Raw genomic sequence first — 14,459 nt, forward strand, 5'->3', positions numbered from 1 at the left:
GGCCGCGTGGTGCGGCCCTTGAATGCGGGTGTGCAAGCGGTGTGCCAGCGCCGGCATCAGCCGGCGCCGGAATTCCGTCAGCTGCCCAGGCGCAGCATGCTGTTGGCGCTGCGCGCGTTCTCGTCGCCGTGCTTGATCACCTGCACCTGCATTTCGTACTGGCGCTGCAGCTGGATCATCTGCACCAGCGCGCCAGCGGCGTCCACGTTGCTGCCTTCCAGCTGGCCGCTGTGCACGGCCGTACCCTGTGCCGGTACGAACGGCTGGCGTGGGTCGGTGTTGCGGAACAGGCCATCCAGGCCACGCTCCAGGCGTTCATCCGGTGCCTGCACCACTTTGATGCGACCGATCTGTGCCATGGTCTGCGGGCCTTCGCCCTGCGGGATGATCGAGAGCGTGCCGTCGGCACCGATCTCCATCGCCTGGTAGGGCGGGATGGCGATCGGGTTGTTGTTGTCATCCAGTACCGGACGGCCGCTGGAGGTCACCAGCTGGCCGTTCGGCGTCACCGACAACGCCGCGCCGCGCGTGTAGGCCTCGCTGCCGTCACTGGATTGCACGGCCAGCCAGGTGCCGGTCTGCAGGGACAGATCCAGCGGCTTGCCAGTGATGTGCTGCGAGCCGGGCGTGCGGTTGAATCCGGCGTCGACATGCAGCGCATCCACCCGCGAGGCAAAGCCCGGGCCACGGATCGGGAAGGCTTCGGTATTGGCCAGCGCTTCCTTGAAGCCGGGGGTGTCGGAGTTGGCGAGGTTGTGGCTGAGCGTGCCCTGCGCCTGCAGGGAGGCGCGGGCACCGGTCATCGCCACGTAAAGGGCTTTATCCATGCGGGGAGTTCCGTGACAGGGTCAGCGCGTCATCAACGGATGTTGATGACGGTCTGGGTGATCTGGTCCTGGGTGGTGATCATCTGCGCGTTGGCCTGGAAGTTGCGCTGCGCGGTGATCATGTTGACCAGCTGCTCGGTGAGGTCGACGGTGGACGCTTCCAGCGAGCCGGCCTGGATCTTGCCGAGGTTGGAGGTGTCCGGCATGCCGGTGCGCGGCGTGCCCGAGCTGAAGGTATCCACCCACAGGTTGTTGCCCTTCGATTCCAGTCCCTGCGGATTGTTGAAGGTGGTCAGCGCGACCTGGCCCAGCGGCTTGTCGGCACCGTTGGAGTAACGGGCGTAGACCACGCCGGTTTCCGATACCGTGATTTCGTTGAGCTTGCCGGCGGCGTAGCCGTCCTGCTGGGTGTTGCGCAGCGCGAACTTTTCGCCGTACTGGGTCGAGCCGCTCACATCCAGCGTCATGTTCAGCACGCCCGCACCGGTGGTCGGGGTGAAGGTGCCGAGGCTGACCTTGCCGTTGGCTGGCGCGGTGAGCTTGCCGCTGTTGTCGAAGGTGACCGGGGTCGGCGCGCCGGCCGGCTGGCCATCCACGTAGTTGCGCACGGTCCACTCGTTCGGGTTGGCACCCTTCACGAAGTACGAGACCTGGATGTGGCTGACGCCCAGCGAGTCGTACACAGTGATGCCACCGCTGGAGTGGTTGTAGCTGTTCGAATCGGTCGGATCGAAGGTGGTGACCGTCGGCTGCTTGGCGTTGGCCGGCAGGGTGAAGCCGACCTTTACTTCGCTGGTCTGCTTCGGCGGGCTGTCGGTGGTCAGCAGCTGCAGGTCGACCATGCGGCCGGCATCGAAGTTGGTGCCGTCTGCATTCGGCGCGAACACCTGCAGGCGTGCGCCCTGCGGGTTGACCACGTAACCGGACGGATCGGTCTGGAAGTTGCCGGCGCGCGAGTACACGCGGCTGCCGTTCATGTTCATGGTGAAGAAGCCTTCACCGGAAATGGCCATATCCAGGCTGCGGCCGGTCTGTTCGTTGTGGCCCTGCTTGAACTGCTGGGCGACGTTGGAGACGCGGACGCCCGAACCGACCGCGTTCTTCGACAGGCCGTAGCCGGTGGCCGAGAACAGGTCGGCGAACTCGGCGCGCGATTCCTTGAAGCCGGTGGTATTGACGTTGGCGACGTTATTGGCAGTAACGCTCAGGTCGGAATTGGCGGCATTGATGCCGGACAGCGAGACATTGAAGCCCATGGGATGCTCCTGATAAGTACGGGGTGTGCGGCTCAGCTGACGCGGAGCACGTAGTCGATCGGGGCCGTGCCCAGGCCCTTGAGGTTCAGGTACAGGCCGTCGGAACCGACGGTCACGCTCTCCACCGGTGCCTGTACGTAGGTGGACAGCTTGGTGCTCTTGCCGGCGGTGTCGACGTGGTTGGCGACGACCGAGTACTTGCCCGGTTCCATGCGCTTGCCGTTGGCGTCCTTGCCGTCCCACTGGAACGCGGTTTCGCCGGCGGCCTTGGCTTCAACGCTCAGCGAAGTGACCTTGGTGCCGTTGGCATCGGTGATGTCCACGGTGATGATGCCGGCCGAGGGTGCGGCCACCGTGCCCTCGACGTTGCCTTCCTTTTCCAGCACCAGCTTTTCCGATGGCACCAGTACCTGGTGGCCGACCAGCGCAGCGCCACGCAGCACCTGGTCGCTGGCCATCGATTCCTGGAAGCCCTTCACCGTCTTGTTCAGATCGGTGATGCCCTGCACGGTGGACATCTGCGCCATCTGCGCGACCATCTGCGTGTTGTCCATCGGCTTCAGCGGATCCTGGTGCTGCAGCTGCTCGGTCATCAGGCGCAGGAAATCGGCCTGGTCCAGCGTGTTCTTCTTCTTGGTGGCGTTGCTGTTCGGGGCGTTCAGGCCCAGCGCGGAATAGACGTCCTGGCTGGTCTGGTTGTTGACGGCGGTGGTCATGGCGGTATCCGGTGCTGCGGGGCTCAGCGGCCCATGGTCAGGGTGGCCAGGGCCAGTTCCTTGGCGGTGGTCAACATCTCCACGCCGGCCTGGTAATTGCGCGAAGTCGAGATCAGGTTGACCATCTGCGCCACCGGATCGACGTCGGGCTGGTAGATGTAGCCATCGCCGTCGGCCAGCGGGTGGCCCGGCTCATAGCGCTTGATCGGCGCGGCCTCGCTCTGGGTGATCTCCTTGACCTTCACCGAGGTGATGTTCGGATCGTTCTTGCTGGTCACGGCCTGGAAGATCGGCTCCAGCGGCTTGTACACGGCGTCGGCGGAACCGGCGACGGTGTCGGCGTTGGAGAGGTTGGAGGCGATGGTGCTCATGCGCACCGACTGCGCCTGCAGCGCGGAGCCGGCGATATCGAAGATCGGCAGGTTGCTCATGGCTTATTGCCCCGTGATCGCGGTCAGCATGGAACGCACCTTGCTCTCGACGAAGCTGAGCGAAGCGCGGTATTCGAGTGCGGCGCGGCCATAGGCGGCACGCTCGGCATCGGGATCGACGGTGTTGCCGTCCAGGCTGGGCTGTACGCCGTCGCGCGCGATCTGGAACGGATTCAGGCCACTACTGATTTCGTAGTGCTGCTCGTTGGTGGTGGTCATCAGGCCGTTGGCATCCTGCCCCTGGGCATGGCGCAGGGCGGCATCGAAGTCCAGGTCCTGGGCCTTGTAGCCGGGAGTGTCGGCATTGCCGAGGTTGCTGGCGATCAGCTTCATCCGCTGTTCGCGCAACGGCATGGCCTGGGCGTGGACGCCCAGGTAGTCGGTAATCAGGTTGCGCACGGTGCACTCCCACGGGAACGTTGCCCGGGAAGCTGCAAGGGGTGTGCCAAAGCACGCGCGACATCGCGTCCGCCGGGCATGGCCCGGCGCTACCCCAGGGGTGGGGGAGGTTGTGGTAGCGCCGGGCCATGCCCGGCGGAGACCCGTGACGCGGCCCTACGCCGCCATCGCCACCTTGCGCAGGCGGTCCAGCACGAAGTCAGCCAGCTCGTGCGGCGAATACTTGGCGACGAACGCGTTGGCGCCCACGCGCTCGACCATCGCATTGTTGAATACGCCCGACAGCGAGGTGTGCAGCAGCACGTACAGGCCGGCCAGGCCCGGATGGCGCCGGATTTCCGTCGTCAGCGTATAGCCGTCCATGGCCGGCATCTCGATGTCCGAGATGACCATGGCGTAGCGCTCGGCCGGGTTCTCGCCGGAGGCATGGATCTGCAGCAGGTGGTCCAGTGCCTGCTTGCCATCGGAAAGCAGGGTGGCGCCCACCCCCAGCTGGTCCAGCACGCTGCGGATCTGCTGGCGGGCTACGCGCGAGTCGTCCACCACCAGCACCTGCAGCTGCGGGCCGTCGGCCGGCATTGCCATGGTCGGGTCCAGCACCGCTTCGCCACGGACCTGGGCGATGTCGGCCAGTACGCTTTCCACGTCGATCACCTGGATCAGCTCGCCCTGGAAGCGGGTCACCGCGGTCAGGTAGCTCGATTCGGCGCCCAGTTCCGGCGGCGGGTGGATGTCTTCCACCGCGATGTTGACGATGCGCTCCACGCCGCTGACCAGGAAGCCCTGGATCGAACGGTTGAATTCGGTGACGACCAGATAGCCGGGCGAGGTGTCCGCATCGGGCTCGCGCTCGGGATGGCCGATCGCCAGCCCGAGGTCCAGCACCGGCACCGAACGGCCGCGCACGTCGGCCACGCCGGAGAACTGGCTGGGCAGCCCGGGCACCTGGAACAGCTCCGGGCGCCGCAGGACCTCCTGCACCTTGAAGACATTGACGCCAAAAAGCTGACGTCCGCCGAGACGGAACAGCAGCAGCGCCAGGCGGTTGTGGCCGGCCAGACGGGTCCGCTGGTCGATCCGGTTGAGCAGGTCATGGGACATGGCTGCTGTATCGGCGCCGCAGTGGCGGAACTTGAGGGCGCCCTGCCGCCCGCGTGGTCCGCACCGCAATTGTGGCGTCGCGCCATGTTCGACCGAGGCTCGACTCTACAAAACGCAGCTCTGCCCCTCTGGCACACCCCTTGCACGCACCAGGGCCAGATCCCATCGACAGGAGGCGCCATGCGCCGGGTCACATCTCTCTTCGCCATCGCGTTGGCCTTGGCCTCGCCGTGGGCGGTTGCCGCCGACTGGCAGCCGGTGGCCAGCATTCGCGCCGCGGCGTTGTCGACGCTGCCGGCCGGCAGCGAGGGCGAGGCTCAGGTGGCCGATGCGCTGCGCCTACCCAGGTGTGGTGGCGCGCTGCAGGTGCAGCCCACCGCCAACACCACGGTCGAAGTCAGCTGCCCGGATGCCGGTGGCTGGCGCCTGTTCGTGCCCGTAAAGGTGCGGCGCAACCAGACCGTGCTGGTGCTCAATCGTGGAATCGGCACTGGAGAAACCCTCACCGCCGCCGATATCACTACTGCCCAGCGTGACGCCGCCCGGATTGCCGGTGCAGTGCTGGCCGATCCCAACGCGGCGATCGGCCGCATCGCCCGCCGTCCGTTGCAGGCCGGAGCCCTGCTGTCGAACAACGATCTGGTGGTGCAGCGTCTCATTAAGAGGGGAGACAATGTGGCCCTGGTATCGCGTCGCGGCTCGGTCGAGGTCCGCATTGCCGGTCGCGCGATGGGCGATGCCGGTGAAAACGAACGGGTCTCGGTAGAGAACCTGTCCTCGCGGCGGATCGTGCAAGGCACGGTCGATGCCGCCGGTGACGTAATCGTGGCGCGTTGATTTACCGCAAAATATCCCTAAAGATCACGGCCCTGCGGCCGTTATCCCTTGTGAACGGCAACTCCAGGACACCCCATGAGCCAGAAAATCGACGGCAACCTGCAGGTCCCCCAGGCACTGCGCAGCGTGACGCCCCCGGCCAACAAGCCCGGCGTCAGCACCGATGCGGCAGCACGTCCGGTCGAAGCGGCCGACAGCCTGCGCCTGACCGGCGAGGCCACCAATCTGCAGGCCATCGAGCGTGAGCTGACCACCGCCCCGGCGATCGACGCCCAGCGCGTGGCCGCCGTGCGCGAATCGCTGCAGAACGGCACCTACAAGATCAATCCGGACGCGATCGCATCGCGCATGCTCGAGCTGGACCAGCAGCTGCACGGATGACCGCGGCGATGAGCGAGCCGCTGCAGCGCCTTGCCCAGGCCCTGGACGTTGAACGCCAGGCCTTGGTCGAGCACGACGTGCACGCCCTGATTCGGGCCACCGGCGCCAAGCTGGAGGCGCTGCGTGCGCTGGAAGGCGCGCCGCCGGTGGGCGAGGGCGAACAGCTGCAGGAACTGGCCGAGCGCAACCGCGCCAACGGCGTACTGCTGTCGCGCCGCCGCCGCGAGGTCAACTGGGCATTGCGCCAGCTCGGCCGCACCGAAGATGCCTCGGCCTACGATGCCAAGGGCCAGGCGCACACCGTCACTGCGCGCCGTCCACTCGCCGTCGCCTGACGCGACGGCGGTCGCACAACCCATTCCTGCGGGCTGAAGCCCGCTGCGTGACCGCGTATATTGGGCGCCTGTTCGAATGCCCCGAGTCGCCGTGTCCGCTGCCAACGCCCTGGTTACCGCCCCCCTTCCGCCACAGCCGGTGCTGCAGGCCCTGCTTGAGCGCCTGCGCGAAGGGCTGCTGCTGTTCACTGAAGACGGGCAGGTGGCGCTGGCCAATCCGGCCGCGCAGAACCTGCTGGCCAGCGGCGAGGGTGGCGGTCTGCCACCACCGCAGCGCCTGCGTGAACTGCTGCCGCCCGATGCCCTGGAACAGGCGCGCCAGCATGGTCACTGGAATGGCAGCCTGCCGCTGGGCGAGGGCGTGGTCATCGCCCATCTGTATCACCACGGCCCGGTGGGCCAGGGGCACTTCCTGGCGTTGTTCCGCCATATCGAGGGGCAGGAAGACTACGAGCGCGAGCTGCAGCAGCGCCATGCCGAGCTGCGCCAGGCCTACCTGCGCCTGAACGGCACCCAGGAAAAGCTGCTGCAGTCGGAAAAGATGGCCTCGATCGGCCAGCTTGCTGCCGGCGTCGCGCACGAGATCAACAACCCGATCGGCTACGTGCACTCCAACCTGGGCAGCCTGCAGGAGTACCTGCGCAGCCTGTTCACCGTGATCGAAGCCTACGAACGCGCCCTGCGCGCGCCGGACCCGAAGGCGTTGATTCCGGAAATCGACGATATCCGTGACCGTCTGGACATCGATTTCATCAGCCGTGACCTGCCGCAGCTGATGGCTGAATCGCGCGAAGGCATCGAGCGGGTCACCCGCATCGTGCGTGACCTGAAGGACTTCTCGTATTCCGGCCGCGACGAATCGTGGAAGCTGGTCGACCTGCACGCAGGCCTGGAATCGACCATCAACATCATCTGGAACGAGCTGAAGTACAAGGTCACCCTGGTGCGGGAGTTCGGCCAGCTACCGCTGGTGGAATGCCTGCCGTCGGAGTTGAACCAGGTCTACATGAACCTGCTGCTCAACGCCGGCCATGCCATCGCCGAGCGCGGCACGATCACGGTGCGCACCGGCGTTGATGGCGATCACGTGTGGGTCGAATTCGAGGACACCGGCGGCGGCATCTCGCCGGAACTGCGCCAGCGCATCTTCGATCCGTTCTTCACCACCAAGCCCGTTGGCAGCGGCACCGGCCTGGGCCTGTCGATCTCCTACAGCATCATCAACAAGCACCACGGCCGCATCGACCTGGACAGCACCCCGGGCGTGGGCTCGCGCTTCCGCGTGGTGCTGCCGGTGAAGCAGCCGCGCTGATCGACTCTACATGTGGGTCACCGCAGCGGACGATCCTCACCGCCATCTCCGCTCTCCACCGGCGCCGGACCGGCGTTGCTGCGGCGTTGCTCCTCATAGGTGCGGAACGCCTGGTGGATGTGCTTGCGCAGCTCGTCATCGTTCCACGGCTTGGTCAGGAAGCGATAGATCGCACCGCGGTTGATCGCGTCGGTCACGGTGTTCAGATCGGTGTAACCGGACAGCACCAGGCGGATCGTGTCCGGGTACAGCATCTTCACCCGGCCCAGGAACTCGGTGCCGCTCATGTCGCTCATGCGCTGGTCGGACAGGATCACCTGCACGTCGTTGATCGCCAGCAGGTCGAACGCATCGCGCACGTTGCCGGCGGCCAGGATGCGGTAGCCATCGCGACGGAACAGGCGCACCAGCGAGCGCAGCACGTTCTCCTCGTCGTCCAGCAACAGCAGCGTGCGGTCGGGACGGGTCTCGGCAAAGGCCTCCGGGCGCAGGTAGCGGCGGCGCAGGGTCATGCCGGCGGCATCGGCCGACATCGGTTCGCCGAACAGGTAGCCCTGGAACACGTCGCAGTCGTTGCGGCGCAGGAAGCCCAGCTGCGCCTGCGATTCCACGCCGTTGGCGATCACGGTCATGCCCAGCTGGTGGCCCATGGCGATGATCGCACGAGCGATGGCCGCTTCGCGGTTACCGGCCGGCGCACTCTTGATGAAGCTGCGGTCGATCTTCAGCTTGTCCACCGGGTAGCGCACCAGCGCACTCAGGCTGGAATCGCCGGTGCCGAAATTGTCCAGGCTCAGGCTGATGCCTTCGTTGCGCAGGTTGGCCAGCGTCTCGTGCACGAAGTTGACGTTGTTGGTCAGCGCGCTTTCGTTGATCTCCAGCGTCAGCATCTGCGCCGGCACGCCCGCCGCCTGGATCAGGCCCATGACTTCTGCGAAGAAGTTGGGCCGCAGCAACTGCAGGGTGGAGACGTTCACGGCGATGGTGAAGTCGTCGAAGCCCTGGTCGCGCCACAGGCGGGCCTGCTTCAGCGCGCCCTCCAGCACCCAGGTGCCGATCTGCACGATGATGCCCAGCCGTTCGGCGGTGCGCATGAAGCGCTCCGGCACCAGCATGCCCAGCGTCGGCGACTGCCAGCGCAGCAGCGCCTCCATGCCCACCACGTGGCCGTCGCGGGCACTGACCAGCGGCTGGTAGCGAAGCTTCAGCTCGCCATTGGGGATCGCGTCGACGATCTGGCGCGCGATGATGCTCTCGCTGTGCGCGCTCGGCGGCGTGTCCACGGCGTGGATGCGCACCGCGTTGCCGCCTTCGCGGGCCGCCTGGTACAGCGCATCCTCGGCATGATCGAGCAGGCGTGAGGCGCTGCTTGCATGGTCCGGGCACAGGCTCACGCCCAGCTTGCCGGTCATGAACAACGTATACGGCAGCACCGACAGGGGCAGCTCCATCTGCTGCCGGATCTCCTCGGCAAAGTCCTCCGGCAGCGGCACGTCGGCCGTGCGTGGCACGGCGATCAGGAACTCATCGCTGCCGTGGCGCCACAGCTTGCCGCGCCCGCGCAGGTAGGACTGCAACCGCTGCGCCACCAGCGCCAGGGCCTGGTCACCCACCTCGGCGCTCATGTTTTCGTTGACCGAAGCGAAGTGGTCGATGTCGACATGCATCAGCATCAGTGCGGTGCCGCCCGAGGCCGCCTCGGCGACCATTACCTGCAGCTCGGGGTTGCCGGCGCCAAGGCGGTCAGGCGCATCATCGATGCTGACCGGGGGCTGGTTGGGATTCCACATAGGCTCAGTATTCCGGTGACTCAACGGCGGCCATGCTGGCCGCCTGGTAGGGGAGGTGGACGTCGATCAGCGTGCCTTCGCCGTGCGCGGATTCGATCCGCACATGGCCACCGACGCTCTGCGCGCGCTCACGCATCACGATCAGGCCCAGCCCGCGCGGACCATCGGGGTCGAAACCCTCGCCATCGTCGCGGATCTGCAGGTGCAGGCCGCGCTGGCCGACATCGCGCAGCTGCAGCTGCACCTGGCTGGCACGGGCGTGGCGCAATACGTTGGTCAGGCTTTCCTGCGCGATACGGAAGCAGGCCTGCTCGATGCTGTTGTCGGGACGGTGCGGCAGGGGCTCGATCTCGGCCAGCAGTTCCACCGGCGACGAACGGAACAGTACCCGTGCCTGCCAGCTCAAGGCTGCTTCCAGGCCCAGCGCGTCGAGCTGCGGCGGGCGCAGCAGGGTAGAGATGTCGCGCAGCTTGGCCACCGTGGTATCGGCCAGACTGACGATCTGCGCCAGATCCTCGGCGCGGCGCTGCGGATCATCTTCGTCCTGTGCTGCGTAGGCGGACAACTTGATCGCCGTGATCGCCTGGCCGATGTCGTCGTGCAGATCGCGCGAGATCGCGCGGCGTTCATCCTCCTGCAGCGAGAACAGGCGGCCGGCCATCGCCTGCAGTTCACGGTTGCTGGTTTCCAACGCACTGCGGGTGCGCTCGGAATCGCTCAGGTCGCGCACGATCAGCAACTTGCAGTCGCGTCCGCCATAACGCACTTCACCTACCGCCAGGCCGGCATGGAAGCTGCGGCCATCAGCGCGCTGCATCGCCACCACGCTGCTGTGACCGGGCCCCAGATGGGGCTGGCCTGCACGCAGCTGGCTACGCACGCGGGACAGATCGGCGTTGTCCACCAGTGCCGACAGCGGCTCGCCCAGCAGGGTGTGGCTGCCATAGCCGAACAGGCTGGCGGCCCAGGCATTGGCGTACAACACGTGTTCGTCGGAGAGGATCACCACGCCATCGGGCAGTACCCGTACCAGCTCGCGGAACTGCTCCTCGCGCTCGCGCAGCAGGCGTCGCGACTGCTCGCGCTCGGTCACGTCCTGCAGCGTGCCCAGCACGCGATTGCGGCCGGCCTCGTCGATGCCGCTGGCAGCACGCAGATGCACCATCAAGGCGCGGCCATCCATCGACAACAGCGGCAGCAGCACGTCCACGTGCACGGGATCGCCGGAGCAGAGTTCGGCCAGCAGCTGTTCGGTCTGGGTAGCGGTGGCCGGATCGGCCGGCACCAGCAGTTCGTCGAAGCGATGCCAGCGCCGGGCCTCGGGCGGGCGGCGACCCAGCAGGCGGTAGACCTGGTTGGAATAACGGCCGAGCCCGGTGGACGGGTCCAGCTCCCAGGCGCCGATGCGGGCCAGCTCGTGGGCTTCTTCCACCCGGGCCAGCGCCTGGTCGCGGCGCAGTTGCGCCAGATCCTCCGCAGTGCGGTCGATGGCAATCAACAAGCGGGCGTTGTGGCCGTCGTAGCTGATGGCGTTGGAGCGCAGCTCCATCTGCCGCAGCGAGCCGTCACGCAGCTGCAGCTGGGTACGCAGGATGCACAGTTCCTCTGGTGCCTCGCGGATCGCCTCCAGCTTGGTCTGCAGTGCCTGGTCCTGGCCTGGCGGCCACAACGCGTCGATGGTCTGCTCCAGCAGTTCGTCACGGTCCCAGCCGAAGGCGGTGCAGGCCGCCGGATTGGCATCGAGGATCGCCAGCGTATCGAGGTCATAGACCAGGATCGGGCCGGGGTTGCCTTCGAACATCTGCCGCAGGCGCAGCTCCGAGGCCTGCTGGCGTGCATGGGTGTGCAGCACGTGCTCGGCCAGCGGGCGCAGCAGCAGATACAGCAGGCCCGCACTGGCAAGGGCGAAGAACGAGCCCTTCAGGCCCTGCCACAAGGCCGCCTGCTGCGGGTCAGGCACCAGTGCCTGCACCGCACTGTCGGTGGAGATCATCCAGGCCAGCGCCATCGCCAGGTAGCTCAGCACCACCCGGCGCCGGTCGCGGCTCAGCGCCTGCGCCATCCGCGGGTCGGGAACTGGGGCGTTGCCGGTCGGTTCTGCGGGCATGGACAGGGCGGAAGAAAGGGGCGCCGGCCATCTTACCGCGCAGGTGCGCCCAGACCACTCAATTATCCGCCGCAGGCGCCGTTAACCACTGCGTGCCCCGCTGACGGGCGTGTCATCCGGAGCAAGATCGCGTGGACCAAGGGATCATCGCCAGCCTGCTGCAGCACCCGCTTGCGTCGGCGCTGGTCATCGTCGACCGCACGGGCCGCCCGCTGGCGGCCAATCCGGCTGCGCGCGAGCACGGCTTGCCGGCTACCGTGGCTGCGTATGCGCCGATGCTGGAAGATCTGCGCCTGATGGCCGCCGATGGCGGCATCGTGGCCTGCACGCTGCCGGGTGGCCCGCACGGGCACTACGACGGCCACCTGCGGGCCGTGCACGATGGCGCCGGCAATCTGCTGGCCTTCACGCTGAGCATTCCCGAACCGGTGCCGCTTGGCGGCGGTGGGCGCTGGGAGCTGGCGCTGGACAGTGCCGGGCACAGCCTCTGGGACTGGGACATTCCCAGCGACCGTGTGGTGCGCACCCCGGCGCTGGGTGACGAAACCGCCACCGAGATCCTGGCCCGCGTGCACAGCGAGGATATCGCCCAGGTGCGGGTCGCACTGGACGAGCATCTTCGTGGCTTGAGCGAGCAGTACAGCGCACAGTTCCGTTTCCGCCAGGCCGATGGCCAGTGGCGCTGGGTACTGGACCGCGGGCGCGTGGTCGCGCGCACCGCCGATGGCCAGCCGCTGCGCATGGTCGGCACGCATACCGATATCGAACAACAGAAGCAGCTGGAAGGGCTGCTTCAGGAACAGCAGCTGCACCTGAGCGAGGCCCAGCGCATCGCCAGCATGGGCAGCTGGTCGTTCGACCCCAACAGTGGTCATTTCTGGTGGTCGCCGGAACTGCGCTCGATGCTGGCGCTGGAGCAGGGCAGCGCGCCCGGTCAGCGCCGCTGGCTGAAGCAGCTGCATCCGCGCTCGCGGGGTGCGTTGCGTGCAGCCTGGCGGCGCCTGTGGCGTGATGGCCGGGCCGCCAACATCGAACTGGAACTGACCCGCGGCCACGAACCGTCGCAGCATCTGCGGCTGTGGATGCAGCCGCTGCTGGACATGGATGGCCAGCCCAAGCGCCTGCTCGGCCAGGTGCAGAACATCACCGAGCAGCACCAGACCGATGCACTGATCCGCTGGCGCACCGAACTGCTCAACCGTGTTTCCGCGCTGGGTCGCATCGGTGGCTGCGAGATCGAGGTGCAGACCCGGCACATGCAGTGGACCGAGGAGTGCTACCGCATCCACGGCCTGCGCAAGGAGCCGATCACCCTCGACCAGGCGCTGGCGCTGTACACCGAAGATTCGCGCAATGCCTTCGACGCCGCATTGGTCCGGATTGCCGGCGGCGGACTGCCCGAACAGCTGGACCTGTGCTTCTACCGTCAGTCCGGCCTGCGCGTGTGGGTGCAGGTGCTGATCGAGCTGGACCGTCGCGACGGACTGCCGCCGCGCTTCGTGGTGCTGTTCCGTGACATCACCCGCGAGCGCGAGGCGAATGAGCGCATCGAGCTGCTGGCCCACTACGATCTGCTCACCGGCCTGCCCAATCGCGTGCTGCTCGGCGAACAGACGGCAGAAGCCATCGAGGAAGCGCGCGACCGTGGCACCTCGCTGGCGATGCTGTTCATCGATCTGGACGGTTTCAAGACCATCAACGACAGCTTCGGTCATGCCACCGGTGATGCGCTGCTGAAGGCCGCTGCGACGCGCCTGCACCAGAACCTGCGCAACAACGACCTGTTTGGCCGCTTCAGTGGTGACGAGTTCATCGTGGTGCTGCGCGATCTGGCCGAGCCGGAAGACGCCGGCCACGTGGCGCGCAAGCTGATCGCCTCGTTGGCCGAGCCGCTGCGCCGTGGCGAGACCACCTTGAAGGTCGGCGCCAGCGTCGGCATCGCGATGCTGGGCGATGCGCAGACCGACTTTGATTCCCTGCTGCGTGCTGCCGACGCCGCGATGTACGCGGCCAAGGAAGCCGGGCGCAATACCTACCAGTACTACAGCCAGGACGCGCTGGCCCGCATCCAGCGCAAGCTGGAGCTTGAGCACGCCCTGCACGGCGCCATCGAGCGCGAAGAGTTCAGCCTGGCCTACCAGCCGCTGCTGCATGCCCACCATGGCGAGCCGCCTGCAATCGAGGCGCTGCTGCGCTGGCACCGGCCCGGGATCGGCTACTGCAGCCCGGCCGAGTTCATCCCCATTGCCGAAAAATGCGGCGAGATCGTGCGGATCGGCGACTGGGTGCTGAATGAAGCCTGCCGCCAGGCCACCGCCTGGGACCGCGCCGGCCTGCGCTTCGACCGCATTGCGGTGAATGTCTCTGCGGTGCAGCTGCGTGACCGTGGTTTCGCCGAGCGCGTGATCGAGATCTGCCACGCCCATGGTTGGCCGCCGCAGCGACTGGAACTGGAACTGACCGAGTCGGCACTGATCCGTGACACCGACATCCTGCGCCATTGCTTCGATGTGCTGGAACGGCACGGCGTGCCGCTGGCGGTGGATGACTTCGGTACCGGCTTCTCCAACCTCAATTATCTCAACCGCTTCCCGGTGGGCCGCCTGAAGATCGACCGCAGCTTCGTGCAGGGCATGCTGCATGATTCGGGCACGGCCGAAGTGACCCAGGCCATCGTGCACCTGGGCCACGCGCTGGGCATGAAGGTGGTGGCCGAGGGCGTGGAAACACACCAGGAAGAAGACATGCTGCGCCGCCAGGGCTGCGACGAGATCCAGGGCTACCTGTACTCGCGCCCGCTCAGCCCGCGCGACCTGGCGCAGTGGCTGCGCCAGCCACAGCCGGTTTCGCTGCGTACCGATGCCAGCGGGGAAGTGGTGCTGGCGCGCTGATCAGCTGCACTGGTTGGAACTGACCTTGGCTGCTGTGTCTATCCACGCATGGCGTGGATCTACCGCAACCCGTTTT

The 14,459-nt window shown here is 66.8% G+C and carries 13 protein-coding genes; 5 read left to right on the top strand and 8 right to left on the bottom strand.

Annotated features, from left to right (window positions below):
- Window positions 1-77: 77 nt before the first annotated feature.
- The 6 genes from M1L61_RS10685 to M1L61_RS10710 form a co-directional block, all read right to left on the bottom strand.
- Window positions 78-827, bottom strand: coding sequence for a flagellar basal body rod protein FlgF (locus M1L61_RS10685; RefSeq protein ID WP_049408900.1), 750 nt, complete (start codon window positions 825-827; stop codon window positions 78-80).
- Window positions 828-859: 32 nt separating this feature from the next.
- The gene (gene flgE / locus M1L61_RS10690; RefSeq protein WP_049436368.1) at window positions 860-2,083 is read right to left on the bottom strand and encodes a flagellar hook protein FlgE; all 1,224 of its coding nucleotides are present in this window, start codon (window positions 2,081-2,083) and stop codon (window positions 860-862) included.
- 32 nt (window positions 2,084-2,115) lie between these two features.
- Window positions 2,116-2,799 carry a flagellar hook capping FlgD N-terminal domain-containing protein gene (locus M1L61_RS10695; RefSeq protein WP_049436369.1) on the bottom strand — a complete coding sequence of 228 codons (684 nt, stop codon included), beginning with the start codon at window positions 2,797-2,799 and terminating at the stop codon, window positions 2,116-2,118.
- A 23-nt stretch (window positions 2,800-2,822) separates the two neighbouring features.
- Complete coding sequence (flgC, locus tag M1L61_RS10700; RefSeq protein ID WP_010485892.1) at window positions 2,823-3,230, bottom strand: flagellar basal body rod protein FlgC; 408 nt, start codon at window positions 3,228-3,230, stop codon at window positions 2,823-2,825.
- Window positions 3,231-3,233: 3 nt separating this feature from the next.
- On the bottom strand, window positions 3,234-3,629 hold the full coding sequence (gene flgB / locus M1L61_RS10705; protein ID WP_010485889.1) for a flagellar basal body rod protein FlgB: 396 nt from the start codon (window positions 3,627-3,629) through the stop codon (window positions 3,234-3,236).
- A 156-nt stretch (window positions 3,630-3,785) separates the two neighbouring features.
- A complete protein-coding gene (locus M1L61_RS10710) occupies window positions 3,786-4,730 on the bottom strand; it encodes a chemotaxis protein (RefSeq protein WP_010485887.1) in 945 nt (314 codons plus the stop codon).
- Between the two features lie 180 nt (window positions 4,731-4,910).
- Between M1L61_RS10710 and flgA the strand changes: the two genes are divergently transcribed.
- The 4 genes from flgA to M1L61_RS10730 all read left to right on the top strand — a co-directional run bounded on the left by flgA (window position 4,911) and on the right by M1L61_RS10730 (window position 7,595).
- A complete protein-coding gene (gene flgA / locus M1L61_RS10715; protein ID WP_010485884.1) occupies window positions 4,911-5,567 on the top strand; it encodes a flagellar basal body P-ring formation chaperone FlgA in 657 nt (218 codons plus the stop codon).
- A gap of 75 nt (window positions 5,568-5,642) precedes the next feature.
- Complete coding sequence (gene flgM / locus M1L61_RS10720; RefSeq protein ID WP_010485883.1) at window positions 5,643-5,948, top strand: flagellar biosynthesis anti-sigma factor FlgM; 306 nt, start codon at window positions 5,643-5,645, stop codon at window positions 5,946-5,948.
- Entirely contained in the window at window positions 5,945-6,283 is a 339-nt protein-coding gene (locus M1L61_RS10725) for a flagella protein (protein ID WP_010485882.1), read from the top strand. The genes flgM and M1L61_RS10725 overlap by 4 nt, the downstream gene beginning before the upstream one ends.
- Window positions 6,284-6,374: 91 nt before the next feature.
- Window positions 6,375-7,595: an ATP-binding protein gene (locus M1L61_RS10730; RefSeq protein WP_019337422.1), complete on the top strand. Its 1,221-nt coding sequence runs from the start codon at window positions 6,375-6,377 to the stop codon at window positions 7,593-7,595.
- Between the two features lie 17 nt (window positions 7,596-7,612).
- On the opposite strand, the gene M1L61_RS10735 is transcribed toward M1L61_RS10730, so the two are convergent.
- Window positions 7,613-9,385, bottom strand: coding sequence for an EAL domain-containing protein (locus M1L61_RS10735; RefSeq protein ID WP_019337423.1), 1,773 nt, complete (start codon window positions 9,383-9,385; stop codon window positions 7,613-7,615).
- A 4-nt stretch (window positions 9,386-9,389) separates the two neighbouring features.
- Entirely contained in the window at window positions 9,390-11,492 is a 2,103-nt protein-coding gene (locus M1L61_RS10740) for a PAS domain-containing sensor histidine kinase (protein ID WP_197597435.1), read from the bottom strand.
- A gap of 131 nt (window positions 11,493-11,623) precedes the next feature.
- On the opposite strand from M1L61_RS10740, the gene M1L61_RS10745 reads away from it, so the two are divergent.
- On the top strand, window positions 11,624-14,383 hold the full coding sequence (locus M1L61_RS10745) for an EAL domain-containing protein (protein ID WP_049408904.1): 2,760 nt from the start codon (window positions 11,624-11,626) through the stop codon (window positions 14,381-14,383).
- The last annotated feature ends 76 nt before the right edge of the window (window positions 14,384-14,459 follow it).

The organism is Stenotrophomonas sp. NY11291 (assembly GCF_023277365.1).
Lineage (GTDB): Bacteria > Pseudomonadota > Gammaproteobacteria > Xanthomonadales > Xanthomonadaceae > Stenotrophomonas > Stenotrophomonas geniculata.